The sequence below is a fragment of the Pseudomonas sp. TNT2022 ID1044 genome (genome assembly GCF_028656895.1).
In the GTDB taxonomy this organism is placed as follows: Bacteria; Pseudomonadota; Gammaproteobacteria; order Pseudomonadales; family Pseudomonadaceae; genus Aquipseudomonas; species Aquipseudomonas reinekei.
The window spans coordinates 298615-324315 of record NZ_JAMDHB010000006.1 but is presented as its reverse complement, the minus strand read 5'-3'; the positions used below and the strand labels follow the sequence as shown (position 1 = coordinate 324315).

Annotated in this window: 25 protein-coding genes; 17 read left to right on the top strand and 8 right to left on the bottom strand. The window is 59.7% G+C overall.

All coding sequences use genetic code 11. The features are described from left to right. Positions 1-7 precede the first annotated feature (7 nt). Genes ssuC through M5G20_RS09770 form a run of 3 tightly spaced genes read left to right on the top strand, consistent with a single transcriptional unit; the run spans position 8 to position 1842 of the window. The gene (gene ssuC / locus M5G20_RS09780; protein WP_273918977.1) at positions 8-790 is read left to right on the top strand and encodes an aliphatic sulfonate ABC transporter permease SsuC; all 783 of its coding nucleotides are present in this window, start codon (positions 8-10) and stop codon (positions 788-790) included. Beyond that, entirely contained in the window at positions 787-1593 is an 807-nt protein-coding gene (gene ssuB, locus M5G20_RS09775) for an aliphatic sulfonates ABC transporter ATP-binding protein (protein ID WP_273918976.1), read from the top strand. Before ssuC ends, ssuB begins: the two co-directional genes overlap by 4 nt. Positions 1594-1626: 33 nt before the next feature. Then, positions 1627-1842, top strand: coding sequence for a TOBE domain-containing protein (locus tag M5G20_RS09770; RefSeq protein ID WP_007967989.1), 216 nt, complete (start codon positions 1627-1629; stop codon positions 1840-1842). 52 nt (positions 1843-1894) lie between these two features. Here M5G20_RS09770 and M5G20_RS09765 read toward each other — a convergent pair whose 3' ends face one another. After that, entirely contained in the window at positions 1895-2533 is a 639-nt protein-coding gene (locus tag M5G20_RS09765) for a TetR/AcrR family transcriptional regulator (RefSeq protein ID WP_273918975.1), read from the bottom strand. 224 nt (positions 2534-2757) lie between these two features. Continuing rightward, positions 2758-4134, bottom strand: a complete 1377-nt coding sequence (locus M5G20_RS09760) for a glutamine synthetase family protein (RefSeq protein WP_075946387.1) — start codon at positions 4132-4134, stop codon at positions 2758-2760. 278 nt (positions 4135-4412) lie between these two features. Between M5G20_RS09760 and M5G20_RS09755 the strand changes: the two genes are divergently transcribed. The 8 genes from M5G20_RS09755 to M5G20_RS09720 all read left to right on the top strand — a co-directional run bounded on the left by M5G20_RS09755 (position 4413) and on the right by M5G20_RS09720 (position 13183). Further along, positions 4413-4775: a gamma-glutamyl-gamma-aminobutyrate hydrolase family protein gene (locus M5G20_RS09755; RefSeq protein ID WP_273918974.1), complete on the top strand. Its 363-nt coding sequence runs from the start codon at positions 4413-4415 to the stop codon at positions 4773-4775. 38 nt (positions 4776-4813) lie between these two features. Continuing rightward, complete coding sequence (locus tag M5G20_RS09750; RefSeq protein ID WP_273918973.1) at positions 4814-6172, top strand: glutamine synthetase family protein; 1359 nt, start codon at positions 4814-4816, stop codon at positions 6170-6172. Positions 6173-6233: 61 nt separating this feature from the next. Next, positions 6234-7598: an aspartate aminotransferase family protein gene (locus M5G20_RS09745; RefSeq protein ID WP_273918972.1), complete on the top strand. Its 1365-nt coding sequence runs from the start codon at positions 6234-6236 to the stop codon at positions 7596-7598. Between the two features lie 170 nt (positions 7599-7768). Then, complete coding sequence (locus tag M5G20_RS09740) at positions 7769-8881, top strand: polyamine ABC transporter substrate-binding protein (protein WP_273918971.1); 1113 nt, start codon at positions 7769-7771, stop codon at positions 8879-8881. A gap of 187 nt (positions 8882-9068) precedes the next feature. Then, the gene (locus M5G20_RS09735) at positions 9069-10166 is read left to right on the top strand and encodes a polyamine ABC transporter substrate-binding protein (RefSeq protein ID WP_273918970.1); all 1098 of its coding nucleotides are present in this window, start codon (positions 9069-9071) and stop codon (positions 10164-10166) included. Between the two features lie 73 nt (positions 10167-10239). Continuing rightward, positions 10240-11382, top strand: a complete 1143-nt coding sequence (locus tag M5G20_RS09730) for an ABC transporter ATP-binding protein (RefSeq protein WP_075946381.1) — start codon at positions 10240-10242, stop codon at positions 11380-11382. Continuing rightward, the gene (locus tag M5G20_RS09725) at positions 11379-12299 is read left to right on the top strand and encodes an ABC transporter permease subunit (protein ID WP_337994293.1); all 921 of its coding nucleotides are present in this window, start codon (positions 11379-11381) and stop codon (positions 12297-12299) included. Before M5G20_RS09730 ends, M5G20_RS09725 begins: the two co-directional genes overlap by 4 nt. Next, on the top strand, positions 12296-13183 hold the full coding sequence (locus M5G20_RS09720; protein WP_273918969.1) for an ABC transporter permease subunit: 888 nt from the start codon (positions 12296-12298) through the stop codon (positions 13181-13183). Before M5G20_RS09725 ends, M5G20_RS09720 begins: the two co-directional genes overlap by 4 nt. Before the next feature lie 78 nt (positions 13184-13261). Here the strand turns inward: M5G20_RS09720 and M5G20_RS09715 are convergent, their stop codons facing one another. Beyond that, on the bottom strand, positions 13262-13903 hold the full coding sequence (locus tag M5G20_RS09715) for an HD domain-containing protein (protein WP_273918968.1): 642 nt from the start codon (positions 13901-13903) through the stop codon (positions 13262-13264). Positions 13904-14242: 339 nt separating this feature from the next. Between M5G20_RS09715 and M5G20_RS09710 the strand changes: the two genes are divergently transcribed. Then, positions 14243-15208 carry a GlxA family transcriptional regulator gene (locus tag M5G20_RS09710; RefSeq protein ID WP_273918967.1) on the top strand — a complete coding sequence of 322 codons (966 nt, stop codon included), beginning with the start codon at positions 14243-14245 and terminating at the stop codon, positions 15206-15208. A gap of 124 nt (positions 15209-15332) precedes the next feature. On the opposite strand, the gene M5G20_RS09705 is transcribed toward M5G20_RS09710, so the two are convergent. Both M5G20_RS09705 and M5G20_RS09700 read right to left on the bottom strand, forming a co-directional pair. Next, positions 15333-17744: a penicillin acylase family protein gene (locus M5G20_RS09705; protein ID WP_273918966.1), complete on the bottom strand. Its 2412-nt coding sequence runs from the start codon at positions 17742-17744 to the stop codon at positions 15333-15335. Between the two features lie 110 nt (positions 17745-17854). After that, entirely contained in the window at positions 17855-18436 is a 582-nt protein-coding gene (locus M5G20_RS09700) for a DUF6436 domain-containing protein (protein ID WP_273918965.1), read from the bottom strand. A gap of 96 nt (positions 18437-18532) precedes the next feature. Here M5G20_RS09700 and M5G20_RS09695 point away from each other — a divergent pair, with 96 nt between their 5' ends. Continuing rightward, entirely contained in the window at positions 18533-19483 is a 951-nt protein-coding gene (locus tag M5G20_RS09695; protein ID WP_273918964.1) for an alpha/beta hydrolase, read from the top strand. A gap of 125 nt (positions 19484-19608) precedes the next feature. Here the strand turns inward: M5G20_RS09695 and M5G20_RS09690 are convergent, their stop codons facing one another. Then, entirely contained in the window at positions 19609-20361 is a 753-nt protein-coding gene (locus M5G20_RS09690; protein ID WP_273918963.1) for a DUF2059 domain-containing protein, read from the bottom strand. A 108-nt stretch (positions 20362-20469) separates the two neighbouring features. Between M5G20_RS09690 and M5G20_RS09685 the strand changes: the two genes are divergently transcribed. Both M5G20_RS09685 and M5G20_RS09680 read left to right on the top strand, forming a co-directional pair. Further along, positions 20470-21102, top strand: a complete 633-nt coding sequence (locus M5G20_RS09685; RefSeq protein ID WP_150734110.1) for a 2OG-Fe(II) oxygenase — start codon at positions 20470-20472, stop codon at positions 21100-21102. 2 nt (positions 21103-21104) lie between these two features. Then, positions 21105-21584, top strand: a complete 480-nt coding sequence (locus M5G20_RS09680; RefSeq protein WP_273918962.1) for a DUF523 domain-containing protein — start codon at positions 21105-21107, stop codon at positions 21582-21584. Between the two features lie 61 nt (positions 21585-21645). Here M5G20_RS09680 and M5G20_RS09675 read toward each other — a convergent pair whose 3' ends face one another. Next, positions 21646-22230 (bottom strand): transporter substrate-binding domain-containing protein, encoded by a 585-nt coding sequence (locus M5G20_RS09675; RefSeq protein ID WP_273918961.1) that lies wholly within the window; start codon positions 22228-22230, stop codon positions 21646-21648. A 135-nt stretch (positions 22231-22365) separates the two neighbouring features. On the opposite strand from M5G20_RS09675, the gene M5G20_RS09670 reads away from it, so the two are divergent. Further along, the gene (locus M5G20_RS09670; RefSeq protein ID WP_273918960.1) at positions 22366-22791 is read left to right on the top strand and encodes a DUF4399 domain-containing protein; all 426 of its coding nucleotides are present in this window, start codon (positions 22366-22368) and stop codon (positions 22789-22791) included. Positions 22792-22838: 47 nt separating this feature from the next. Here M5G20_RS09670 and serA read toward each other — a convergent pair whose 3' ends face one another. Further along, positions 22839-24068: a phosphoglycerate dehydrogenase gene (gene serA, locus M5G20_RS09665; RefSeq protein WP_273918959.1), complete on the bottom strand. Its 1230-nt coding sequence runs from the start codon at positions 24066-24068 to the stop codon at positions 22839-22841. A 204-nt stretch (positions 24069-24272) separates the two neighbouring features. On the opposite strand from serA, the gene M5G20_RS09660 reads away from it, so the two are divergent. Then, positions 24273-25667: an FAD-binding oxidoreductase gene (locus M5G20_RS09660; RefSeq protein ID WP_273918958.1), complete on the top strand. Its 1395-nt coding sequence runs from the start codon at positions 24273-24275 to the stop codon at positions 25665-25667. The last annotated feature ends 34 nt before the right edge of the window (positions 25668-25701 follow it).

Genomic DNA, 25701 nt, shown 5'->3' with positions numbered 1-25701 from the left:
GCGCGCCATGAAGAAAATCATCCACAGTCTCGCGCCTTGGGCGTTGCCGGTGTTGTTGCTGGCGGTGTGGCAGTTGTCGGTATCGGCGGGCTGGTTGTCGACACGGATTCTGCCGGCACCGATCGCGGTGATCGAAGCCGGGGTGAGCCTGGTACGAAGTGGCGAAATCTGGACACACCTGGCGATCAGCGGCTGGCGTGCCGCGCTGGGCTTCGCCATCGGTGGCGGCATCGGCCTGGCCCTGGGCTTCATCACCGGTCTGTCGAAATGGGGCGAACGCCTGCTCGACAGCTCGGTGCAGATGATCCGCAACGTGCCGCACCTGGCGCTGATTCCACTGGTGATCCTGTGGTTCGGCATCGACGAATCAGCAAAGATTTTCCTGGTGGCGTTGGGCACGTTGTTCCCGATCTACCTCAACACCTACCACGGCATCCGCAACGTCGATCCGGCGTTGGTGGAGATGTCGCGCAGTTATGGATTGTCCGGTTTCAGCCTGTTCCGTCAGGTGATTTTGCCGGGGGCGCTGCCTTCGATTCTGGTGGGTGTGCGCTTCGCCCTGGGCTTCATGTGGCTGACGTTGATCGTCGCGGAAACCATTTCCGCCAGCGCCGGCATTGGTTACCTGGCGATGAATGCCCGGGAATTCTTGCAGACCGACGTGGTGGTGCTGGCGATTCTGTTGTACGCGGTGCTCGGCAAACTGGCCGACCTCGCCGCCCGTGGACTTGAACGGGTGTGGCTGCGCTGGCACCCGGCTTATCAGGTTGTCAAAGGAGGTGCAGCATGACCGCTCAACAACCTCCACGCCTGCTGCGCGGCATTCCGCTGGCGGTGCGCAACCTGCAAAAAACCTTCGGCACGCGGCAGGTGCTGCGCGGGATCGATCTGCATATTCCGGCGGGGCAATTCGTCGCCGTGGTCGGTCGCAGCGGCTGTGGCAAAAGTACCTTGCTGCGTTTGCTGGCCGGTCTTGATCAGCCTACCGGCGGTGAGCTGCTGGCCGGTTCGGCGGCGCTGAACGAAGCACGTGAGGACACTCGCCTGATGTTCCAGGAAGCGCGTTTGCTGCCGTGGAAAAAGATCATCGACAACGTCGGTCTGGGTCTCAAGGGCAATTGGCGTCCCAAGGCCCTGGAAGCGCTCGAAGCGGTCGGTCTGGCGGATCGCGCCAATGACTGGCCGGCCGCGTTGTCCGGTGGACAGAAGCAACGCGTGGCCCTGGCCCGCGCGCTGATTCATCAACCGCGCCTGCTGTTGCTTGATGAGCCGTTGGGCGCGCTGGATGCCCTGACCCGAATCGAGATGCAACAACTGATCGAACGACTCTGGCAGCAGCACGGCTTTACCGTGTTGCTGGTAACCCACGACGTCAGCGAAGCGGTGGCGATTGCCGACCGGGTGATTCTCATCGAAGACGGCGAAGTCGGTCTCGACCTGCCTGTGGAGCTGCCGCGCCCTCGGGTTCGCGGCTCTCATCGGCTGGCGGCGCTGGAGACCGAAGTCCTCAATCGCGTGCTGTCACTGCCCGGTCAACCGCCGGAGCCGGAACCCGTTTCACCCTTGCCTACGCAGTTGCGTTGGGCTCAATAACTCAAGCCTCATCCATCGACAGGAATCAACATCATGACTATCAAGGCCATCAACGTTCGCAACCAGTTCAAAGGCTCCATCAAGGAAATCGTCCTGGGAGACGTGCTTTCGGAAATCGACGTGCAAACCGCTTCCGGCATCGTTACTTCGGTAATCACTACACGTTCGGTGAAAGAGCTGGAGCTGGCCGTAGGCAGTGAAGTGATCGCGTTCGTGAAATCCACCGAGGTGTCGATCGCCAAGTTGTAAGGGCGTGGACAGTCAGTGAGATCGGCGGTGCGGCCAGTGAGGCGGATAAAGATCAGCCAGGTACAGCGCGCTTGGGCAAGTAAGGCGGCAAATACAACCCCAGGTAAGCATCAAACACCCGCATCCCTTCCTCGGCCATGCGCGGCGTGATCTGCCCGTGCTGCTGCACCGAGCGCGCGTAAACCCGGTCACCGAGTTCCATCGCCAACGCAAACACATCGACATCATTGGGCAGCGTCGGCAGTTCGAAATGGTGGTCGAACAGTTTGTGCATCAGGTCGCCCAGTTCGATGTCGTGCTGGCGGTCGGCCTGGGTGACTTCGGTCAGGCCGTGCTGTGCCAGGATCAATTGGCGCGCGGCGGCATCCTCGCCGTAGATGTCGAGCATGCGTTGTTCCACCAGACGCGACAGGTCACGCCAGCCGCTGAGCGCGGTGTGGTCGATGGGCGCTTGCAGGCAGGCGCGGAAGGCGGCGTGGACGTCGGCCGTCAATGCTTCGAGCAGGGCCGGTACGCTGGCGAAAAAGTGGTAGACGGAGGAGGGCGGGATCTCGGCGCGTTCGGCAACGCTGTAGATCGACAGGCTGGCCACGCCCTCGGCGGCCAGCAAAGTGCGAGCGGCATCGAGGATCGAATCGATTCGCGCCTGGCTGCGGGCGCGGGGTTTGCGGGGAGTGGCTACGCGTGTCATTGAAGTCTCCTGCGGGGCAGCGGGCATTGTACGAGCAGGGTTGTGTGTTGTCTGCCTGGACGCCATCGCTAGCAGGCTAGCTCCCACAGGTTATGTGTCGCCCACAAGATCTGTATTCGCTAAATATCCACTGTGGGAGCTGGCTTGCCAGCGATCCGCCGCAGGCGGCCATAAAAAAACGCCGCAGGCTGTGAGGCCGGCGGCGTTTTTTCTACTGCAACCGCTTACACGGTATGCAGATACCAGTTGTACTCAAGGTCGGAGATGGAGTGTTCGAACTCCTCCAGCTCGCTCTCTTTGCACGCGACGAAGATATCGATGTATTTCGGATCGATGTACTTGGCCATGACTTCGCTGTCGTCCAGCTCGCGCAGGGCATCACGCAGGTTGTTCGGCAGGCTTTGCTCGTTCTGCTCGTAGCTGTTGCCTTCCACGGGTGCGTTCGGCTCGATCTTGTTGACCAGGCCGTGGTGCACGCCTGCCAGGACCGAAGCCATCAGCAGGTACGGGTTGGCGTCGGCACCGGCAACACGATGCTCGATGCGCACGGCGTCGGAAGAACCGGTCGGCACGCGAATCGCGACGGTACGGTTGTCCAGGCCCCAGCACGGCGAGTTCGGCACGTAGAACTGTGCGCCGAAACGACGGTACGAGTTGACGTTCGGGCAGAGGAAAGCCATCTGCGCCGGTAGGGTCTCGAGCACACCGCCGATCGCGTGACGCAGTGCGGCGTTCTGCTCGGGATCCTCACTGGCAAAAATATTCTTGCCATCTTTGTCGAGAATCGAAATGTGCACGTGCAACCCGTTGCCTGCCTGGCCCGGGTAAGGCTTGGCCATGAAGGTGGTGTCCATCTCATGGTCGTAGGCAATGTTCTTGATCAGGCGCTTGAGCAGTACCGCGTAGTCGCAGGCCTTGATCGGGTCGGCCACGTGGTGCAGGTTCACTTCGAACTGCGCCGGGGCACTTTCCTTGACGATGGCGTCGGCCGGGATGCCTTGCTCTTTGGCACCTTCCAGAATGTCCTGGAGGCAGTCGACGTATTCGTCGAGGTCGTCGATCAGGTAGACCTGTGTCGAGTGCGGGCGCTTACCGGAGATCGGCGAGCGAGGCGGTTGTGGGCGACCGTTCACGTTCTCCTGGTCGATCAGGTAGAACTCCAGTTCGAACGCGGCGCAGATAGTCAGGCCCAGCTCATCGAACTTGGTAACAACTTGTCGTAGAACTTCGCGCGGGTCGGCGAAGAAAGGATCACCTTCGAGTTCGTGCATGGTCATCAGCAGTTGCGCGGTCGGGCGCTTTTGCCATGGCTCGTTGCACAGGGTATCGGGGATTGGATAGCAGATTCGGTCAGCATCACCGATGTCCAGGCCCAGACCGGTGCTTTCCACCGTAGAGCCATTGATATCCAGAGCAAATAGAGAGGCCGGCAGGTTGATGCCTTTCTCGTAAACCTTGTGGAGGCTGGTGCGTTCGATGCGCTTGCCGCGCACCACACCATTCATATCCGCAATCAGAAGGTCAACGTACAGAACCTCAGGATGTTCCTTAAGGAACGCGTTCGCTTCGTTAAGCTGAACGGCACGCGGGGGTACCGACATGATGCAACACCTTTGTTGTTAAAAATATCAATCATTGATCTTTTCGGTTTCCAGTCAACCCGAACGGCATGCCGAAGTCAAGCGAGGCCTTTTTTGCCCTAAAAAAGCGCTCGCATGGCTTTTTTGAGGCACTTTGGGGCGTTTTTTTGCCCTTGGCCCTGATGCCGCCCGCAGGCTTGAGCGGGCCGTGTTGTATTTTTTACGGGGGTGTTGTGTAAAAAAATGAACAAGGCTAAGCTCGAATCAAACCCATAACAGCAATAATACCGGGGTGCTTCATGTCTCGCCTGCCGATAATCGGCGTCACCGACTGCTCAAGACAGATCGGTTTGCATGCTTATCACATGAGTGGCGACACTTGCGTGCGCACCGCGGTCCGGGCAGCTTCGGCGCTGCCGGCGAGTCTCACGTCGATGACGGTTGCGCTGTTGCCGTCCGATATTCTGGACGGCCTCGATGGCACCCCCATTACGGTTACTCCATTCAATATAGAACCGATTCACAATAGCGGCACAGCCATCGCTCTGGGCACCGCTCGCGATTCTGCACGCCTGGCATTTGCCTTGCGGAGCGCGAAGAACACGATAGCCTGTCGCAAACCCGTATTTCAACGCGACGCCGATGCGTCAAATATCGCCTGACTCCCAAGAGTCAGGAAACTCAAAGCCTAGAGGCATTTATGAGTAACAACCTCGACCAGCTCACCGATTGGTTGAAAGACCACAAGATCACAGAAGTCGAATGCATGATCGCCGACTTGACCGGGATCACCCGGGGCAAGATCTCGCCGACCAATAAATTCATCGCCGAAAAAGGCATGCGCCTGCCAGAGAGTGTGCTGTTGCAGACCGTGACCGGCGATTACGTCGAAGACGACATCTATTACGAGCTGCTCGACCCGGCCGACATCGACATGATCTGCCGTCCCGACCAGAGCGCGGTATACGTGGTGCCATGGGCCATCGAGCCCACCGCCATCGTCATCCACGACACCTACGACAAACAAGGCAACCCGATTGAGCTGTCACCGCGCAACGTGCTCAAGAAGGTCCTGAAACTCTATGCCGAAAAGGGCTGGCAGCCGATCGTGGCGCCGGAAATGGAGTTTTACCTGACCAAGCGCAGTGACGACCCGGACTATCCGTTGCAGCCGCCGATCGGCCGCTCCGGTCGCCCGGAAACCGGTCGTCAGTCGTTCTCCATCGAAGCGGCGAACGAATTCGATCCGCTGTTCGAAGACGTCTACGACTGGTGCGAATTGCAGGAGCTGGATCTCGACACGCTGATCCACGAGGACGGCACGGCGCAGATGGAAATCAACTTCCGTCACGGCGATGCCCTGTCCCTGGCCGATCAGATCCTGGTGTTCAAGCGCACCATGCGCGAAGCCGCACTCAAGCACGACGTGGCCGCGACCTTCATGGCCAAACCGATGACGGGAGAGCCGGGCAGTGCCATGCACTTGCACCAGAGCATCATCGACATCGAGACCGGCAAGAACATCTTCTCCAATGAAGACGGGACCATGAGCTCGTTGTTCCTGCACCACATCGGTGGCTTGCAGAAACTGATTCCCGAGTTATTGCCGCTGTTCGCACCCAACGTCAACTCGTTCCGCCGCTTCCTGCCGGACACTTCGGCGCCGGTGAACGTGGAGTGGGGCGAAGAGAACCGCACCGTGGGCCTGCGCGTTCCGGACGCCGGGCCGCAAAGCCGTCGGGTGGAAAACCGCCTGCCGGGCGCCGATGCCAACCCGTACCTGGCGATTGCCGCGAGCCTGCTCTGCGGCTACATCGGCATGGTCGAAGGCATGAACCCGAGTGCACCGGTGGTGGGCCGTGGTTATGAACGCCGCAACCTGCGTTTGCCGCTGACCATCGAAGACGCGCTGGAACGCATGGAAAACAGCAAGACCGTCGAGAAGTACCTGGGCAAGAATTTCATCACTGGCTACGTAGCGGTCAAGCGGGCCGAGCATGAAAACTTCAAGCGCGTGATCAGTTCGTGGGAACGGGAATTCCTGCTTTTTGCCGTCTGATGCGCAGGGCGCCGCCGCTGCACAGCGGCGCGCCTTCACCTGGATTTTTTAGGAGAGTCACATGACCAGCAACAACCCGCAAACCCGCGAATGGCAAACCCTGAGCAATGATCACCACCTGGCCCCGTTCAGCGATTACAAGCAGCTGAAAGAGAAAGGCCCGCGGATCATCACCAACGCCAAGGGCGTGTACCTGTGGGATAGCGAAGGCAACCAGATCCTCGACGGCATGGCCGGCCTGTGGTGCGTGGCGATCGGTTACGGTCGTGATGAACTGGCGGACGCCGCCAGCAAACAAATGCGCGAACTGCCTTACTACAACCTGTTCTTCCAGACCGCGCACCCACCGGTACTGGAGCTGGCCAAGGCCATCGCCGACATCGCGCCGCAAGGCATGAACCACGTGTTCTTCACCGGTTCCGGCTCCGAAGGCAACGACACCATGCTGCGCATGGTTCGCCACTACTGGGCGATCAAGGGCCAGCCGAACAAGAAAGTCATCATCAGCCGCAAGAACGGCTATCACGGTTCGACCGTGGCCGGCGCCAGCCTGGGCGGCATGACCTACATGCACGAACAGGGCGACTTGCCGATCCCGGGCATCGTCCACATTGCGCAGCCGTACTGGTTCACCGAAGGCGGTGACATGACCCCGGAAGCGTTCGGGATCTGGGCCGCCAATCAGCTGGAAGAGAAGATTCTGGAAGTTGGCGTCGACAACGTCGGTGCCTTTATTGCCGAGCCGATCCAGGGTGCCGGCGGCGTGATCATTCCGCCAGACAGCTACTGGCCGCGCATCAAGGAAATCCTTGCCAAGTACGACATTCTGTTCGTGGCCGATGAAGTGATTTGTGGTTTCGGCCGCACCGGTGAGTGGTTCGGTTCCGATTTCTACGACCTCAAGCCCGACATGATGACCATCGCCAAGGGCCTGACCTCCGGCTACATCCCGATGGGTGGCCTCATCGTGCGTGACGAAGTGGTGGCGGTCCTCAACGAGGGCGGCGATTTCAACCACGGGTTCACCTATTCCGGTCACCCGGTGGCTGCCGCAGTGGCGCTGGAAAACATCCGCATCATGCGCGACGAAAAAATTGTCGAGCGGGTGAAGACAGAAACGGCACCGTATTTGCAGAAACGTCTGCGGGAACTGAACGATCATCCACTGGTGGGTGAAGTTCGCGGAGTGGGTCTGTTGGGGGCCATCGAACTGGTTCAGGACAAGGCCACGCGCAAGCGCTACGAAGGCAAGGGTGTGGGCATGATCTGCCGGCAGTTCTGCTTCGATAATGGCCTGATCATGCGTGCAGTCGGGGACACCATGATCATCGCACCGCCGTTGGTGATTACACCGGCGGAAATCGATGAGCTGGTGGCAAAGGCACGCAAGTGCCTGGACCTCACCCTGAGTGCGTTGCAGGGCTAAGTGCTAGGCTCTGAGCGAAGGCGCCGCGGCACCTTCGCTTGGGGCATAGAAAGGTTGGCCTTTTCTTGAAAGACCGCCTCGGATCTTGCCAGACTAGCCGCGGTTCCAGTTGTCGGGGTTCGACCGCTGAACAAAGTGGTTCAAAAAAGAAAAATTTGGAGCATTAACGCATGAAGGCATTAGGCAAAAAACTTGCTGGCAAGACGCTTCTCGCCATGTCCCTGATGGGCATTATGGCGGGTGCGGTTCAGGCGGACGACAAGGTGTTGCACGTCTATAACTGGTCCGATTACATCGCTCCGGACACCATCAAAAAATTTGAAGACGAGTCGGGCATCAAAGTTGTCTACGACGTTTTCGACAGCAACGAAACCCTCGAAGCGAAGTTACTGGCAGGCAAGTCCGGCTACGACATCGTCGTACCGTCGAACAACTTCCTGGCCAAGCAGATCAAGGCTGGCGTTTACCAGAAGCTGGACAAGTCCAAGCTGCCTAACTGGAAGAACCTGAACACCGACCTGCTCAAAGCGGTATCGGTCAGCGACCCGGGCAACGAACACGCCTTCCCGTACATGTGGGGCTCGATCGGTATTGGTTTCAACGCCGAGAAGGTCAAGGCTGCACTGGGTGCCGACGCACCGACCAACTCCTGGGACCTGCTGTTCAAACCTGAGAACGCCGCGAAGTTGAAATCCTGCGGTATCAGTTTCCTCGACTCGCCAACCGAGATGATTCCGGTGGCGTTGCACTACCTGGGCTATCCAACCGACAGCCAGGACAAGAAACAACTGGCCGAAGCCGAAGCGCTGTTCCTGAAAATCCGTCCTTCGGTAGGTTACTTCCACTCGTCCAAGTACATCTCCGACCTGGCCAACGGCAACATCTGCGTGGCCGTGGGTTACTCGGGTGACATCTACCAGGCCAAGTCCCGCGCGGAAGAAGCCGGTGACAAGGTCAAAGTCAGCTACAACATTCCCAAAGAAGGTGCCGGCAGCTTCTACGACATGGTCGCCATCCCTAAAGATGCCGAAAACGTCGAAGGCGCCTACAAGTTCATGACCTTCCTGCAGAAGCCGGAAATCATGGCTGAAATCACCAACGCCGTCCGCTTCCCGAACGGTAACGCGGCTGCCACGCCGCTGGTTGAGAAAGAAATCACCGCCGACCCAGGCATCTATCCGCCAGCGGACGTTCTGGCCAAGCTGTACGCGATCGCCGACTTGCCGGCCGCGACCCAGCGGATCCTGACTCGCAGCTGGACCAAGATCAAATCGGGTAAGTAAGCCGGTTTGATGCAATAACCTGTTGTCGTCATCAAGGCGATAGCGGCAACAGGTTGAATTAAATGACAAAAATTTTGCTGGAACGGTTTTTCGAGGGTAAGTTGCGCGCCGGTTTTGTTGCCAGGCAGCCATGCCTGTCATGTAACGCGGGGCAACTTGGGCCCAACTAATTTTAGAGGACCTCCACGTGCCTATTTTTTCTTTGTTGCGCAATGCCCTGCTGGTCGGCGCCGGGTTGACGCTTGCCGTCAGTGTCCAGGCCGCCGGTACTGTGCATATTTATAACTGGTCGGATTACATCGGTGAGAACACGCTGGCCGACTTCGAGAAAGAGACCGGCATCAAACCGGTTTACGACGTGTTCGATTCCAACGAGACCCTGGAAGGCAAGTTGCTCGCCGGGCGTACCGGGTACGACGTCGTCGTGCCGTCGAACCACTTCCTCGGCAAACAGATCAAGGCCGGGGCATTCCAGAAGCTCGACAAGTCGCAGCTGCCGAACTACTCGAACCTTGATCCGGTGCTGCTCAAGCGCCTGGAGCAAAACGATCCGGGCAACGTGTACGCCGTGCCGTACCTGTGGGGCACCAACGGCATCGGTTACAACGTCGACAAGATCAAGGCTGTGCTGGGGGTCGACACGATCGATTCGTGGGCCGCGGTCTTCGAGCCTGAAAACATCAAGAAGCTGCAGAGCTGCGGCGTGGCGTTCCTCGACTCCGCCGATGAAATGATGCCGACGGTCCTCAACTACATGGGCCTCGATGCGAACAGCACCAACCCTGAAGACTACAAGAAGGCTGAAGCCAAGTTACTGGCGGTACGGCCTTACGTGACCTACTTCCACTCTTCCAAATACATCGCGGATCTGGCCAACGGCGATATCTGCATCGCGATCGGTTTCTCCGGCGACATGTTCCAGGCGCGCAACCGTGCGGCTGAAGCCAAGAAAGGCGTGAACATCGCTTACTCGATTCCCAAGGAAGGTGGTGCGCTGTGGTTCGACATGCTGGCGATCCCCAAGGACGCGGCCAACGTCAAGCAAGCGCACGCGTTCATCAACTATTTGCTGAAACCTGAAGTTATCGCTCAGGTCAGTGATTACGTCGGCTACGCCAACCCTAACCCGGGTTCGGACAAACTGATGGACGAGTCCATTCGCACCGACGAAGCGGTTTACCCACCGCAGGCAGTGCTCGACAAGACGTACGTGTCCATCGAGTTGCCACCCAATATTCAACGTTTGATGACCCGCAGCTGGACCAAGGTCAAGTCGGGCAAATAGCTTCAAGGCTCAAACTATCCAAAGTTGGCTCACCTTGAGCGAACTGCACTCTTTTGTTCTGGGAGTTTCGTAAATGGCAGTTGCCTCCGGCGCCTATAAGAAAGCCCTCGAGGGCGACCAGTCACCTAAACAGGTACTGGTCAAAATCGACCGGGTCACGAAGAAGTTCGACGAGACGATTGCCGTGGACGATGTGTCCCTGGAAATCAAAAAGGGCGAGATTTTCGCCCTGCTCGGCGGTTCGGGATCGGGCAAATCCACTTTGCTGCGCATGCTTGCAGGTTTTGAACGGCCCACGGAGGGGCGCATTTTCCTCGATGGCGTAGACATCACTGACATGCCGCCGTACGAACGGCCGATCAACATGATGTTCCAGTCCTATGCCCTGTTCCCGCACATGACCGTGGCCCAGAACATCGCCTTCGGCCTCAAGCAGGACAAGCTGCCTGCCGCTGAAATCGATGCCCGCGTGGCCGACATGCTCAAGCTGGTGCAGATGAGCCAGTACGCCAAGCGCAAGCCGCATCAGTTGTCCGGTGGCCAGCGTCAGCGCGTGGCACTGGCCCGCTCGCTGGCCAAGCGTCCGAAGCTGCTGTTGCTCGACGAGCCGATGGGGGCGCTGGATAAAAAACTGCGTTCGCAAATGCAGCTGGAACTGGTCGAGATCATCGAGCGCGTCGGCGTAACCTGCGTCATGGTGACCCACGATCAGGAAGAGGCCATGACCATGGCCGAGCGCATCGCGATCATGCACCTGGGCTGGATCGCCCAGATCGGCAGCCCGATCGACATCTACGAAACCCCGACCAGCCGCCTGGTCTGCGAATTCATCGGTAACGTGAACATCTTCGAGGGCGAAGTGATCGACGACGCCGAAGGCCACGCGATCATCACCTGCAAAGACCTGGATCGTCAGATCTACGTCGGCCATGGCATCAGCACTTCGGTGCAGGACAAGTCGGTCACCTACGCGATCCGTCCGGAAAAACTGCTGGTCACCGCCGACATGCCGACCTGCCAGTACAACTGGTCCAGCGGCAAGGTTCACGACATCGCCTACCTGGGCGGGCACTCGGTGTTCTACGTCGAGTTGCCAAGCGGCAAGCTGGTGCAGTCGTTCGTGGCCAACGCCGAGCGTCGTGGTGCTCGTCCGACCTGGGGTGATCAGGTCTACGTCTATTGGGAAGACGACAGCGGCGTGGTGCTTCGCTCATGAACATGCGCAAATTCAAACGCCGCCTCAATCGAATAATTCCCGGTGGCCGGCAGTTGGTCATCGGGGTTCCTTTCATCTGGCTGTTTCTGTTTTTCATGTTGCCGTTCTTCATCGTCCTGAAGATCAGCTTCGCCGAAGCCGACGTCGCCATCCCTCCGTACACCGAGATTTACAGCTACGCCGAGCAGAAGCTGCAATTGCTGCTGAACCTGGGCAACTACGCGCTGCTGGGCGACGACGAGTTGTACATCGCCGCGTACCTCGGCTCGCTGAAAATGGCGCTGATCAGCACCATCCTCTGCCTCGCGATTGGCTACCCGATGGCCTACGCCATCGCCAGCGCCCGCAAAGAGCTGCAAACGGTGCTGGTGCTGCTGATCATGATGCCGACCTGGACCGCGATCCTGATCCGCGTGTACGCGTGGATGGGCATCCTCAGCAACAACGGCCTGCTCAACGGCTTCCTGATGAGCATGGGTTTGATCGATGAGCCGCTGCAGATCCTCAACACCAACCTGGCGGTGTACATCGGCGTCGTTTATTCGTACCTGCCGTTCATGATCCTGCCGCTCTACGCCAACCTGGTGAAGCACGATACGAGTTTGCTGGAAGCCGCTTCCGACCTGGGTTCGAGCACCTTCAACAGTTTCTGGAAAATCACCGTGCCGCTGTCGAAAAACGGCATCATCGCCGGCTGCATGCTGGTGTTCATCCCGGTGGTGGGTGAGTTCGTGATCCCGGAACTGCTCGGCGGTCCGGAAACCCTGATGATCGGTAAAGTGCTCTGGCAAGAGTTCTTCAACAACCGTGACTGGCCGGTGGCGTCTGCCCTGGCGGTGGTGATGCTGGCGATCCTGATTGTGCCGATCATTCTGTTCAACCGCAGTCAGGCCAAGGAAATGGAGGGTAAAGAATGAAGCGCTTCCGTTTCTCCAGCCTGATGCTGGTCGTGGGTCTGTTGTTTATTTATCTGCCGATGCTGATCCTGGTGATCTACTCGTTCAACGCCTCGAAACTGGTGACGGTATGGGGCGGCTGGTCGATCAAGTGGTACGTCGGCCTGATGGACAACTCGCAACTGATGGGCTCGGTGTTGCGCTCGCTGGAAATCGCCTGCTACACGGCGATTGCAGCGGTGGCGCTGGGTACATTGGCGGCGTTCGTTCTGACCCGCATCACCCACTTCAAGGGCCGCACGCTGTTCGGCGGCCTGGTCACCGCGCCACTGGTAATGCCTGAAGTGATCACCGGTCTGTCGTTGTTGCTGCTGTTCGTGGCCATGGCGCAGATGATCGGCTGGCCGCAGGAGCGTGGCATCGTCACCATCTGGATCGCCCACACGACATTCTGTGCGGCGTATGTGGCGGTGGTGGTATCGGCGCGCTTGCGTGAGCTGGACCTGTCCATCGAAGAAGCGGCCATGGACCTCGGTGCACGGCCATGGAAGGTGTTCTTCCTGATCACCATCCCGATGATCGCGCCATCGTTGGCGGCCGGCGGCATGATGTCGTTTGCCCTGTCGCTGGATGACCTGGTGTTGGCGAGCTTCGTCTCCGGCCCGGGTTCCACGACCCTGCCGATGGAAGTGTTCTCGGCGGTACGTCTGGGCGTGAAGCCCGAGATCAACGCCGTGGCCAGTCTGATCCTGCTGGCCGTTTCGATCGTGACCTTCCTGGTCTGGTTCTTCAGCCGTCGCGCCGAAGAAAACCGCAAGCGGGCAATCCAGCAGGCCATCGAAGAAAGCGCTGCCGACTCGTGGAAGCAACCGGACGTGCGTCGCGCGCAGCCGGAAGCGGTGTAAGCCTGACGTCGGGTTGGCCACAACGCTGTGGCCAGCCCGTATCTCTGTAGGAGCCAACAAGCCGGCTCTTACAGGGACTTACGCAACCCAAGGGGATGTGCGGATGACGTCGACGAAATTCATCGGCTTGAACCCCGGTTCCTGATCCACCAGCACATCGGTTTTCACGTTGCCAAACGTGGTCTGCGGACGATGGCGCAAGCCGTCGGCAAAGGCGCAGATGATGCACTCCTTGAACCCTTCACCCCGTGGATGCGCATGCACCACCGCTTCACGCTGCACGGTGGAAAAGGCTGCGTAGTCCATCCCCAGCACATCCATTTCGACGCCAGCGGTCACCAGTGCCACCGTCGGGCGCAGGTGCTGCGGTACCCCTGGCGTGGTGTGCAGGGCAATCGATAACCAAACCTGCTCGATATCGTCATCGCTGAACCCGTAAGGTTTGAGGAACGCTGCCGCCGCGTTGGCGCCATCGACCTCGAAGCGTTCGTTGTCGCTGCGATACCCTTCCACCAGGCCGAGGTCATGAAACATCGCACCGACGTAAAGCAGCTCCGGGTTGTAGGCCAGTTGCTGACGTTCGCCGCTCAGCGCACCGAACAGAAATACCCGCCGCGAGTGGTGGTAGAGCAGGTCGGATTCGATGTCGCGGATGTATTCGGTGGTGGCCTTGGCCAGTGCGCTGTCGGGGATTTTGATACCGGCGATGGTGGTGCTCATGGAAGATTCCTCACAGTGAGCGCCGTGGTGGCGCTGAGGAATCAAGTCTGTTCGTGCCCCCTGAAACGGACAATCGATCCATGGCTGCGATCCCTGCCAATGAACATGCATATCGCGCCAGCCTCGCTTGTTGGACCCGGATTGGCTAGGGTTGCTCGCGGCAGCTTTGCTTTCGTGGCGAGGGAGCTTGCTCCCGCTGGGCTGCGAAGCGGCCCAGGAATCTGCAATCAGAGAACTTCAGGTGCAGCGCGTTCGGAGGTTTTGCGACTGCTGCGCAGTCGAGCGGGAGCAAGCTCCCTCGCCACAGGTACGCGTGATTCCATAGAGGCCTTCTTAACCATGCAAAAAACCGTCGCCATCGTGGTATTCGCCGGCGTTCAGGCGCTGGATGTCACCGGGCCCATGGATGTATTTTCCGAGGCCAATCGTTTCCTCGCGCCCGAGGATCAGTATCGTCTGGAGGTGATCGGCGTGGCGCGTGGGGTGATGGCCTGTTCCAACGGCCTGGCGCTGAACGCCCACCGGCATTTCAGCGAAGCGTTGCAGGCCTACGATTTGCTGTTGGTGGCCGGTGGTCCGCAATTGCCGTTCATGGACTTTGGCGCTGCGTTCGATGCCTGGCTGCGGGATGCCTGCGCGCGGGCGCAGCGCTTTGGTTCGATCTGCAACGGCGCGTTCATGCTCGCCCGGGCCGGGTTGCTGGGCGGGCGGACGGTGACAACGCACTGGGGTGATGCAGCGGCGCTGGCGGCATTGTGTCCGTCGACCCAGGTCGAGGCCGATCGTTTGTACGTGCAGGACGCCGAGCTCTATACCTCGGCCGGGGTGACGGCGGGGATCGATCTGTCGCTGTATTTGCTCGGGCGCGATCACGGGCCGGAAGTGGCACTGAGCGTGGCCAAGCGATTGGTGGTGTTTACCCAGCGTTCGGGTGGGCAATCACAATTCAGCCCGTTCCTGACGCCCCACGCCGAGCCGACGTCGGCGGTAGCGGTGGTCCAGCATTATGTGTTGGCCAACCTGACGGGCGACCTGGCCATCGCTGACCTGGCCAATGCCGCCAACATGAGCGCTCGCAACTTTTCCCGGGTGTTCGCCAAGGAGGCGAAAATCACCCCCGCCGAGTTCGTTGAGCGGGCAAGGGTGGATGCGGCGCGGGTGATGCTGGAAAGCACCCGCGTACCGCTCAAGACCGTGGCCTATCAGTGCGGCTTTCGCGATGCCCAGCATATGCGCAGCGTGTTCAACCGCAGGCTGGGGGTGACACCGCAGCAGTTCAGGTTGAATTTTGCGGCGATGGTCTGAGCCGGGATTTGCGTTGGTCTTGCGGGCCTATCGCTAGCAGGCTAGCTCCCACAGGGGTCCGGTGCATGCAGATCCATTGTGGGGCTAGCCTGCTAGCGATAGCGTCAGTCCATCCAATACAAATCTACTGAGCACCCCGCGCCGGCAACAGCTTCAACGTACTGCGAGTATTGGCCGTCACTTCTTCATCATTGAGATACGCCTGGTAGTAAATCCCTTCGACATACGCTTCGGCCTGATCCTGGTAGTGACTGTCAAACGGCACGCCACTCTGGCCCACCGGGTTGATGGTCAGGCTGTGGGTCGGGTCGGCGAAGTCGATCAAGCGACGTGTCGACGGGCCATAGGTGACCGGCCAGGGTGCCGGGCCGATCTTGGCCGACAGATTGTTCGGCACTTCATGGCTGCCGGGTGCCGCGAACGGGCCGACGTTGAAGATCCGGTCCAGCGGCTTTTGCTGTCCGAGTGGATGACCATGGGTCAGCGTATGCGCCTTGCCCCACTGCCATTGCGCAAAATCCGCACCGAGGGTGGTCTTGAGGTGGGCGATGCTGGCCTGCCAGGCAGCCTTGACCGTGTCGGCCCGGGTTTCCTTGCCGAGGGTGTTGCGGTTGTCCCACCACGGCGACTCCAGGTTGGCCGCCAGGCGCGGGAGTGCTGCGTCGATCACCCGGGTCGAAAGCAGCGTCTCAAAAAAATTTTTGCCCAGCTCATCGTGCATCGCCGCATCGGCAAGGTTGAACAGGAACTGGTTGAACACAGTGGCGCTGGTGGATTCCAGCGGATAATCGCCTTTCCACTGCGCCAGTTGCTCTACCAGTTTGAGTTCAGCCGGATCGCTCACCACTTCTCGCAACACCGGTAGCAGCGGTGCCAGCAGGCGTGGGCCATAACCGGTGGCGGTGCCCAGTTGCAGCTTCTGGCTGGACTCCAGATCCCACTTGATGGCCTTGTCGCCGAGCTGTTGATTGAGCTGTTGGCCACGGTCGGCCAGGTTGTAGTAACCGGGAATCTCCATGCCTGTGGCCGACACTGGCTGGAAGTTGGCGGAGACGATATAGCCCCGCGCGGGATTCTCTTCCTGCGGGTTGGCGCTGAACGGGTAGAAACCATCCTTGTCCGCCTCGGCACTGCTGCCGTCGAGGATGAACCACGGCTTCACGCCGGCAGGACGCTTGGGCAACTGCGCCGCCGCCCACCAAGCGATGTCGCCCTTGGCGTTGCCCCAGACAACGTTCAGCCCGGGTGCCTGGATTTTGGCCGCAGCACTGCGGGCCTTGGCCAGGGTATCGGCGCGGTTGAGCTGATAGAAGCCTTCGAGGATCGGGTTCTGGCTTTCGAGAAAGCCCCACCACATGGCGATCGGTGTTTTGCCGACGCTGTTGCCCAGCGCATCGTTGACGATTGGACCGTGGGGTGATTGACGCAGTACCAGGGTGACCGGTGCCTGGCCCTTGACCGCGATCTGCTGTTCGCTGCGGACCATGTCGACCCACTTGCCGCGATACCAGACCTGGTTGGGGTTGTCCGGATTGACCTTCTCGGCGATCAGGTCGAGGTCATCGTTCTGGAACATGGTGATGCTCCAGCCGAAATCGCGGTTCATGCCCAGCGAGGCGAACGGCATCAGGGCCTGATAGTGGCCGTACAGTTCGAAACCCGGCGAGGAAAGTTGTGCTTCGTACCACACCGACGGCGCGGAGAACCTGATGTGCGGGTCGCCCGCCAGCAGTGGCTTGCCGCTTTTGGTGCGATTACCGGCGACGACCCAGGCATTGCTGCCCTCGAACTGTGGCAGGCCGTTGTCGGCCAGGGCTTGCTCACTGAGACGGGCGAGGGCGTTAAGGTCTTTCCAGTCCGCGCTGGCGAGGGGCGGCGCGGTGCCGTCGTGCTGCTTCGCGAGCACGCCTTTGGGCTGCCAGTCGAGATCGAACACGTTCAGGTATTGGCTGCCGAGCTGGTCACGCACGTAGGTCAGCAGCGGTTCGGTACGGAACGCCGCGGCAAAACTGTAGGCCATGTAACCGGCAATGCTGATGGTGTCCTGGGCCGTGAACGGGCGCTTCTGAATGCCCAGTACATCGAATTCCACGGGTTTGGCGTGGGTGTCCTGATACTGGTTGATGCCGTCCAGATAGGCTTGCATGGCGATGAAGGCCGGTGATTGTTTGTCCAGGTTGGCCAGGTAGGTTTCGGCACGCTCGCGAATGCGCAGGCTGCGCATCAACTTGTCGGTGTCGAGCAGTTTTGGTCCCAGCACTTCGGCCAGTTCACCGCGGGCAAGGCGACGCAGGACTTCCATCTGGAACAGTCGATCCTGGGCATGAACGTAGCCGAGGGCGCGGTACAGGTCGGTTTCGTTTTCGGCGCGGATGTGCGGGATGCCACGCTCGTCGTAGCGCACCGTGACCGACCCTTGCAGGTGTTGCAGTTCCACCATGCCCTGGCGTGTCGGCTGCTTGCTGTAGACGTACCAGCCGCCGGCGGCAGCGATTGCGACGACCAGCAAACCGAGTACGGTTAGGCTACGTTTCATGGTGACTCCTTGTTGTTATGGTGGCAGCAGATCCCTGGTGCCATTGTTTAACACGGCTCGCCGCGAACAAGCATCGCCCGTAGGAGGGATTCGTATTGCGGCGTTTGTCGCTACTTGCTCGTCTCGGCAGGCCACGGGCAGTAACAGCCCACGGCCAGTGTGTGCGTGGCACTCACTGCACGGCCTTCGTCCAGCGCTTGCAGAATGGGTTCGATAAAACTGTTACTGGCGTTGCAGGTCAGGCCTTCGCTGTAGGGGCCGAAGTACGCCAGTGTGCCGCTGCGGTCCCAGATCGCCACGGCGGGGCTGGCGGGGATTTGTTCGGAACCGGGCAGGACCGTGAGGGTTTTCAGGTGGCTCAGGGTGCTCGGCAACTGGCCGTGGCTGCCGGCTTTTTGCACCGCATAGAACTCGACGCCTTTGGGGCCGTAGTGCTCGACCAGATCGCTAAGGTGTTGTTGATTGCCGACGTTGCACGGGCAGGCCGGATCCCAGAAGTGCACGAGACGGATGGCGCCCGGGCCGGCAAGTGTGTCGGGCAGGCGCAGCGGGTCGCCGGAGAACACCGCGGTGTGTTCGCTGAATGCGCGCAGGTAGCGTCCCTGAAACCAGTCGTATGCCGCCCACAGCACACCGGCACACAGCAGGGCGAGCAGGCTGACAAACAGGGTGGCGCGAAGGGGCGAGCGCATCGGTTCAATCCTCGAAGGTCGGCTAGCTTGCCATGCTTGTCGCGACAGATGAATATCGCAGGTCCATAAAGTCCGCTTCGTGCAATGGAATCGTTCATGCCCGCCACCTTCGACCCCAATGATCTACGCGCCAGCCTGCGGCCACTGGCCGAGGAGCAGCCGTTGTCAGCGCAGGCGCAGGCGTATCAGCGTTTTTACGGACTGGATTTTTCCGCGCGTAACGTGCGCAGCGGGCTGGGGCGTTTTCAAGTCGATGGCTATGAGGTGGTCAGCCAGGTCTGGTGGCCGGAACGGGCGAAAGCGACCTTGTTTGTCTTTCACGGTTTTTATGATCACACCGGGCTCTATCGACATGTCATTGACTGGGCGCTGGACCAGGGTTTCGCGGTGATTGCCTGCGACCTGCCAGGCCATGGGCTGTCCAGTGGCGAGCGGGCGAGCATCAAGGACTTCGCCGAGTACCAGGACACCTTGCAAGGGCTGTTTGCCGAGGCGCGATCCCTTGACCTGCCGCAACCCTGGCACTTGTGTGGGCAGAGCACCGGCGGGGCGATCGTGATCGATCATGTGTTGAATGCCGGGGCGAGCAGTCCGGCGCAGGGTCAGGTGATTCTCCTGGCGCCGCTGGTGCGGCCGCGGGCCTGGGGCTGGTCGCATTTGAGTTATTACCTGCTCAGGCCGTTCGTCAAAGCGATCGCGCGGCGCTTCAGCGAGAACTCCAACGATCCGGATTTTCTAGCGTTCCTGCAGGCCGATCCTTTGCAACCGCTACGACTGCCGACTGCCTGGGTCGGAGCGCTGGCGCAGTGGATCAAACGCATCGAAGCGGCGCCGGGCAGCCCCCGTCGGCCATTGATTGTGCAGGGGCAGGCAGACATGACGGTGGATTGGCAGCACAACCTCGAGGTGTTGCGTGCGAAGTTCGATCGGCCTCAGGTGTTGATGTTGCCGCAGGCGCGGCATCATCTGGCGAATGAGGCGCTGGTATTGCGCGGGGAGTATTTCGGGTTTTTGAGCAAGCGGATCAAGGGCAGGAATCCCCAGTGACGCTTGCGGCCCCATCGCGGGCAGCCCGCTCCCACAATGGGCTGAGTGAACTTACAAATCTGCAACTGGCCGAAAACCTGTGGGAGCGGGCTTGCCCGCGATGGCGATCTTGCAGGCACTAAATTTCACTGAGCCAGACTCGAAGAACTCTGCCCCACCGCCAACCCTGCCTTGATGGCCGCCAGCGCCGCCTGGTAATACGCCTTGCCTTCCGCCGACTCGGCAAATGTGGCGAACTCTTCCAGCTCTTCATCCGACAGGTCGCGATAGACATACAGCAGCGTGTTGTTCAGGTCGTTGCCTATCTGGTCCATCAAGCGCTGACGTTGCCCGTTCAACATGCCTTGCGCCTGACCGGCACCGAGCAGGCCGGGGATCATCGAACTCAGGCTGTCGGCGGCGACACCGGCAATCGCGAGGCTGACCTCGGCGCCGGCCTCGCGGGCGGGCAGGGCCTGGGCCAGATGACCGATGATCAACAGGCGATTGTCGCTGGCCTGCATCTTCGGCAGACCCTTGGCATTTTTTGCCAACTGGTCACGGCGGGTGGCGAGTAGTTCGGCGGCGACGATTTTCTTGCCCAGCGGCGATTGAAAGAACGCCAGAGCCGGTTTCGGATCGGCGAGGTTTTTGCGCAGCTGCGCTTGGGCACGCTGGTCCACGGCGTTGGGGGAGAAACGTTGATTGCTGTTGTTGACCAGTGCCTGGAACACCGCCGGTGGCAGGCTGCTTTCGTAGCGTTTTTGCGCGGCCGAAAGGGCGTCGTTGAAATGCGCGCGTTGTTCTGGCCAGCCGGCGACCTTGTATAACTGGTCGAGGCCGTCTGCCCAGGCGGGCAATACGCAGAACATCAGCAGTGAGAAAAGCAAACGGCGCATAGGGACTCCTGTCGGCAGGCGACTATTCTCCGTGTGGCATCAGGACTTGTCGAGAATTCGTATCAACCCGCTGCGTGGCTCTGTCGGATTTTCAGGCGCAGGAATACTATGCGCGCCATGCAAATACCTTCTGATCACCCGCTGCTGTTACGTATCGTCGACGACCTGGCTGTTAATGGCTGGTCGCAGCAGAATATTTTCCTGCCTCTGGATCTGACCCGAGCACTGGCGGCCGAGTGCCGTAAACGTGCGGCCGAGGGTGAGCTGGCCCCGGCGGCGGTAGGGCGTGGGCTGACATCGGAGGTCCGCGAGGGCATTCGCGGCGATCACATCCAATGGATCGAGCCCGGCCAGGCCGAGGCGTGCGACAGTTATCTGGGGTTGATGGACAGCCTGCGCGAGGCGATGAATCGCGGTCTGTTTCTGGGGCTCGAAGACTTCGAAAGCCATTTCGCACTGTACCCGCCCGGCGCGTTTTACCTGAGGCACGTCGACCGGTTTCGCGATGACGATCGGCGCATGGTATCGGCGGTGGTCTATCTCAATGACGCGTGGTTGCCTGAGCATGGCGGCCAGTTGCGCATGTACCTGGACGAAAGCGCACAATACGATGTAGTCCCCGTCGGTGGCTGCCTTGTGGTGTTCCTGTCGGGTGAAGTCCCCCATGAAGTCCTGCCGGCGACCCGGGAACGCCTGTCATTGACCGGTTGGTTCCGGCGTCGGGGCAACGAGCCATTCTGATCATGCAGAAGATATTGGTAAGCCGCTGTCTGCTGGGGCACCGCGTTCGCTACGACGGCGGCGCCAGCGGCCCGTTCGATCAGCTTCAACAATGGCTCGACGAGGGACGGGTGGTGCCGTTGTGCCCGGAAGTCGCTGGAGGGCTGCCGACGCCACGGGCGGCTGCGGAGATTCCGGGCGGGCAGGGTGGTGAAGTGCTCGAGGGGCATGCCGCGGTGATTACCACCGATGGCCAAGACGTCAGTTCGCAGTTCCTGTCCGGGGCCTATCAGGCGCTGGAACTGGTACAAAAACACGGCATCCGCATAGCCGTGCTCAAGGCCAACAGCCCGTCATGCGGCAATCTGCTGACCTATGACGGCACGTTCAGTGGTGTGAAAGTCAGTGGCGAAGGCGTGACGGCGGCGTTGCTCAAGCGTCATGGCGTGTTGGTGTTCAGTGAGCATGAGTTGGCCGAAGCGGTCGCCGCCCTGCACCTCTAACATCCTTCGCATCACTCTGTAGGAGCCAGCAAGCCGGCTCCTACGATTAGTCGTGGCGGTTTCAAGGTTTTGGCTGAGACGCCGACTCCGCACCAAACCATTTCTCCACCAGCGTTTCCATTCGGCCATCGGTCTTGATCCGTTGCAGCGCATTTTTCAGGCTGGCATGAAACGCCGGATTACCCTTCTGAAACGGAATCGCCAGGTCAACGGCCGGGTTGGCCTTGGGCTTTTCTTCCGTCAGCGACTGCACCAGCAGAATGGATTGCGGCTCATCTTTCTGCGCGATCACTTGCGCATTGGTCTTGATGTAAGGCTCGCTGAAGTCGAAACGATCTGTCAGCGCCGGGGTCTGTGTAATGTGATTGATGGCGACGTCGTATTTGCCGCTTTCCACGCCATTGAGCAGATCGCTGGCGTCGGTGACGACAAAGTCGGCCCGCACATCCAGTTCCTGGGCGAGCATTTGACCCAATTCGACTTCGAATCCCGTGAGTTTGTCGCCCTCCTTGAAATTGAAAGGGGGTGTATTAGCCTCAACGGCGATGCGTAATTCGCCGCGGTCGTTCACGTCGTCAATCAGTTCGGCATGAGCCAATGGGCTCAAAAGGGGTAGCAGGCAGATCAGGCCAGGCAGAAAGCGCATGGTCACTCCTTTGAATTTTTTATAGCGACCCTCTGATTCAGGCTCGCTTTGCTATGGTTGTCGAGTGCCTTCGACAACGATTGACCATGAAGTTGTCATGGTCACGCGGATTTTACGGAAAAACTGGAGAAGAGAATGAAAACCTTTATGTCACGTGCTGCTTTGGCTGGCCTGCTGATGGGCGTTTCGGTACTGGCCAGTGCGGCTACACCGGCGCCCAAGGGCGCTGAAGTGTCCATTGTTTCTCCTGCGGACGGCGCCACGGTCCCGAAGACGTTCGTCGTCAAGTTCGCGGTCAAGAATATTGCGCTGGCACCCGCCGGTGATGTGACCAAGAACACCGGCCACCACCATTTGCTGATCGACGTCGACAAGCTGCCGGTCGCCAACCAGCCGATTCCGACCGATGCCAACCACGTGCATTTTGGTAAGGCACAGACCCAGGCTGAAGTGACACTGACACCGGGCGAGCACACGTTGCAACTGATACTGGGCGACAGCGGCCACATGCCGTTCGATCCACCGATCGTCTCCGAGAAAATCACCGTCAACGTCAAATAAAAAAAGGGAGCCCCGAGGGGCTCCCTTTTTTGTCGCTCAAGTCGCTTTTAGAACAGCACGCGGCTACGGATGGTGCCGTTGACGTGTTGCAGCTTCTCTTGCGCCAGGTCCGAGTACTCGGCGTCGACGTCGATGACCACGTAGCCGACCTTCTCGTTGGTCTGCAGGAACTGACCGGAGATGTTGATGCCGTTTTCGGCGAAGACCTTGTTGATCTCGCTGAGCACGCCCGGAATGTTCTCGTGGATGTGCAGCAGGCGGTGCTTGCCAGGGTGAGCCGGCAGGGCCACTTCCGGGAAGTTCACGGACGATACCGAAGTACCGTTGTCGCTGTACTTGACCAGTTTTTCTGCTACTTCCAGACCGATGTTGGCCTGGGCTTCAGCAGTGGAACCACCGATGTGCGGGGTCAGGATCACGTTGTCCAGGCCACGCAGCGGGCTTTCGAACTCTTCGTCGTTGGAGCGTGGCTCCACCGGGAATACGTCGATGGCCGCGCCGATCAGGTGCTTGTCCTTGATGGCGGCAGCCAGGTGGTCCAGCTCGACCACGGTGCCACGGGCGGCGTTGATCAGGATGCCGCCTTTCTTGATGGCACGGATTTCCTTCTCGCCCATCATCCACTGGGTGGCGGCGGTTTCCGGTACGTGCAGCGAAACGATGTCGGACATCGCCAGCAGCTCGTGCAGGTTGCCTACCTGAGTGGCGTTACCCAGCGGCAGCTTGGTGATGGTGTCGTAGAAGTACACCTGCATGCCCAGGCTTTCCGCCAGGACCGACAGTTGAGTACCGATCGAGCCGTAGCCGACGATGCCCAGCTTCTTGCCACGGATTTCGAAGGAGTTGGCCGCGCTCTTGATCCAGCCGCCACGGTGGCAGGAAGCGTTCTTCTCAGGGATGCCGCGCAGCAACAGGATCGCTTCGGCCAGCACCAGCTCGGCTACGGAGCGGGTGTTGGAGTACGGGGCGTTGAACACGGCGATGCCGCGCTCGCGAGCCGCGTCGAGGTCGACCTGGTTGGTGCCGATGCAGAAACATCCGACCGCCACGAGCTTCTTCGCGTGATCGAAGATCTCTTCGGTCAGCTGCGTGCGGGAGCGAATGCCGATGAAGTGAGCATCAGCGATCTTTTCCTTGAGCTGGGCTTCCGGCAGAGACCCTGTGAGGTACTCGATGCTGGTGTAGCCCGCCGCCTTGAGGACGTCGACAGCCGATTGGTGGACGCCTTCGAGAAGAAGGAACTTGATCTTGCTCTTATCGAGAGAAGTCTTGCTCATCTGCGTAAACCTGTATCCCGGAGAAAAATGGCAGGAAATGGTCAACAGACGCTGACCCGGACGACAAGAATGCCGTCGCCGCAGAACAGCCGTTGGGCACTATGCTGCGGGGTCGGTATGCTAGCATATGCACCCCGCTAAACACTCATTCCTGCGACGTGAAGCGTTCTCAGGATGACCATGAATTGTTCGAGAGTTCTGTCGATGACCAATCCTGCCCTGATTGATGAGCTGAAGACCCTGGTTGAGCCTGGCAAGGTGCTGACCGATGCCGACTCCCTGAATGCTTACGGTAAGGATTGGACCAAGCATTTCGCCCCGGCCCCGACTGCCATCGTGTTTCCCAAAACCACCGAGCAGGTGCAGGCCATTGTCCTGTGGGCCAACAAACACAAAGTGGCGCTGGTGCCTTCCGGCGGTCGTACCGGTTTGTCGGCCGCTGCCGTGGCAGCCAATGGCGAAGTGGTCGTGTCGTTCGACTACATGAACCAGATTCTTGACGTGAACCTCACCGACCGCACCGCTGTTTGTCAGCCGGGCGTGGTCACCAAGCAATTGCAGAACGTCGCTGAAGAAAAAGGCCTGTACTACCCGGTGGACTTCGCCTCGTCCGGTTCGAGCCAGATTGGCGGCAATATCGGCACCAATGCCGGCGGGATCAAGGTGATTCGCTACGGCATGACCCGTAACTGGGTCGCCGGCATGAAAGTGGTTACTGGCAAGGGCGATGTGCTTGAGCTGAACCGCGATTTGATCAAGAACGCCACCGGCTACGACATGCGTCAGCTGTTCATCGGCGCCGAGGGCACCCTCGGTTTCGTCGTGGAAGCGACCATGCGCCTGGATCGTGCGCCGAAAAACCTCACCGCCATGGTCCTCGGCACTGCCGATTTCGACTCGATCATGCCGGTGCTGCACGCCTTCCAGAGCAAGCTCGACCTGACGGCCTTCGAATTTTTCTCCGACAAAGCCCTGGCCAAAGTCATGGACCGCGGCGACGTACCGGCGCCGTTCGAAACCGATTGCCCGTTCTACGCACTGCTGGAATTCGAAGCGACCACCGAAGAAGTGGCCAACCACGCCCTGGAAACCTTCGAGCACTGCGTCGAGCAGGGCTGGGTGCTGGACGGCGTGATGAGCCAGAGCGAAACCCAGCTGCAAAACCTGTGGAAGCTGCGCGAATACATCTCCGAAACCATTTCCCACTGGACGCCGTACAAGAACGACATTTCGGTCACCGTGTCGAAAGTCCCGGCGTTCCTGAAAGAAATCGACGCGATCGTCGGCGAACACTACCCGGACTTCGAAATCGTCTGGTTCGGCCATATCGGCGACGGCAACCTGCACTTGAACATCCTCAAGCCGGATAACCTGAGCAAGGATGAGTTCTTCGCCAAATGCGCGACCGTTAACAAGTGGGTGTTCGAAACCGTCGAGAAGTACAACGGTTCGATTTCCGCCGAACACGGCGTGGGCATGACCAAGCGGGATTACTTGACCTACAGCCGTTCCCCGGTTGAGATCGAGTACATGAAAGCGGTCAAGGCGGTGTTCGACCCGAACGGCATCATGAACCCGGGCAAGATTTTCGCTGTTTGATCTTTGAACTTTAAGAGCCAACGAAGCAGGAGTC

Excerpts from the sequence above, each read along its gene's own strand:
- ssuC (WP_273918977.1), top strand. The coding sequence starts at position 8 with ATGAAGAAAATCATCCACAGTCTCGCGCCTTGGGCGTTGCCGGTGTTG.
- ssuB (WP_273918976.1), top strand. The coding sequence starts at position 787 with ATGACCGCTCAACAACCTCCACGCCTGCTGCGCGGCATTCCGCTGGCG.
- M5G20_RS09770 (WP_007967989.1), top strand. The coding sequence starts at position 1,627 with ATGACTATCAAGGCCATCAACGTTCGCAACCAGTTCAAAGGCTCCATC.
- M5G20_RS09765 (WP_273918975.1), bottom strand. The coding sequence starts at position 2,533 with ATGACACGCGTAGCCACTCCCCGCAAACCCCGCGCCCGCAGCCAGGCG.
- M5G20_RS09760 (WP_075946387.1), bottom strand. The coding sequence starts at position 4,134 with ATGTCGGTACCCCCGCGTGCCGTTCAGCTTAACGAAGCGAACGCGTTC.
- M5G20_RS09755 (WP_273918974.1), top strand. The coding sequence starts at position 4,413 with ATGTCTCGCCTGCCGATAATCGGCGTCACCGACTGCTCAAGACAGATC.
- M5G20_RS09750 (WP_273918973.1), top strand. The coding sequence starts at position 4,814 with ATGAGTAACAACCTCGACCAGCTCACCGATTGGTTGAAAGACCACAAG.
- M5G20_RS09745 (WP_273918972.1), top strand. The coding sequence starts at position 6,234 with ATGACCAGCAACAACCCGCAAACCCGCGAATGGCAAACCCTGAGCAAT.
- M5G20_RS09740 (WP_273918971.1), top strand. The coding sequence starts at position 7,769 with ATGAAGGCATTAGGCAAAAAACTTGCTGGCAAGACGCTTCTCGCCATG.
- M5G20_RS09730 (WP_075946381.1), top strand. The coding sequence starts at position 10,240 with ATGGCAGTTGCCTCCGGCGCCTATAAGAAAGCCCTCGAGGGCGACCAG.
- M5G20_RS09725 (WP_337994293.1), top strand. The coding sequence starts at position 11,379 with ATGAACATGCGCAAATTCAAACGCCGCCTCAATCGAATAATTCCCGGT.
- M5G20_RS09720 (WP_273918969.1), top strand. The coding sequence starts at position 12,296 with ATGAAGCGCTTCCGTTTCTCCAGCCTGATGCTGGTCGTGGGTCTGTTG.
- M5G20_RS09715 (WP_273918968.1), bottom strand. The coding sequence starts at position 13,903 with ATGAGCACCACCATCGCCGGTATCAAAATCCCCGACAGCGCACTGGCC.
- M5G20_RS09710 (WP_273918967.1), top strand. The coding sequence starts at position 14,243 with ATGCAAAAAACCGTCGCCATCGTGGTATTCGCCGGCGTTCAGGCGCTG.
- M5G20_RS09705 (WP_273918966.1), bottom strand. The coding sequence starts at position 17,744 with ATGAAACGTAGCCTAACCGTACTCGGTTTGCTGGTCGTCGCAATCGCT.
- M5G20_RS09700 (WP_273918965.1), bottom strand. The coding sequence starts at position 18,436 with ATGCGCTCGCCCCTTCGCGCCACCCTGTTTGTCAGCCTGCTCGCCCTG.
- M5G20_RS09695 (WP_273918964.1), top strand. The coding sequence starts at position 18,533 with ATGCCCGCCACCTTCGACCCCAATGATCTACGCGCCAGCCTGCGGCCA.
- M5G20_RS09690 (WP_273918963.1), bottom strand. The coding sequence starts at position 20,361 with ATGCGCCGTTTGCTTTTCTCACTGCTGATGTTCTGCGTATTGCCCGCC.
- M5G20_RS09685 (WP_150734110.1), top strand. The coding sequence starts at position 20,470 with ATGCGCGCCATGCAAATACCTTCTGATCACCCGCTGCTGTTACGTATC.
- M5G20_RS09680 (WP_273918962.1), top strand. The coding sequence starts at position 21,105 with ATGCAGAAGATATTGGTAAGCCGCTGTCTGCTGGGGCACCGCGTTCGC.
- M5G20_RS09675 (WP_273918961.1), bottom strand. The coding sequence starts at position 22,230 with ATGCGCTTTCTGCCTGGCCTGATCTGCCTGCTACCCCTTTTGAGCCCA.
- M5G20_RS09670 (WP_273918960.1), top strand. The coding sequence starts at position 22,366 with ATGAAAACCTTTATGTCACGTGCTGCTTTGGCTGGCCTGCTGATGGGC.
- serA (WP_273918959.1), bottom strand. The coding sequence starts at position 24,068 with ATGAGCAAGACTTCTCTCGATAAGAGCAAGATCAAGTTCCTTCTTCTC.
- M5G20_RS09660 (WP_273918958.1), top strand. The coding sequence starts at position 24,273 with ATGACCAATCCTGCCCTGATTGATGAGCTGAAGACCCTGGTTGAGCCT.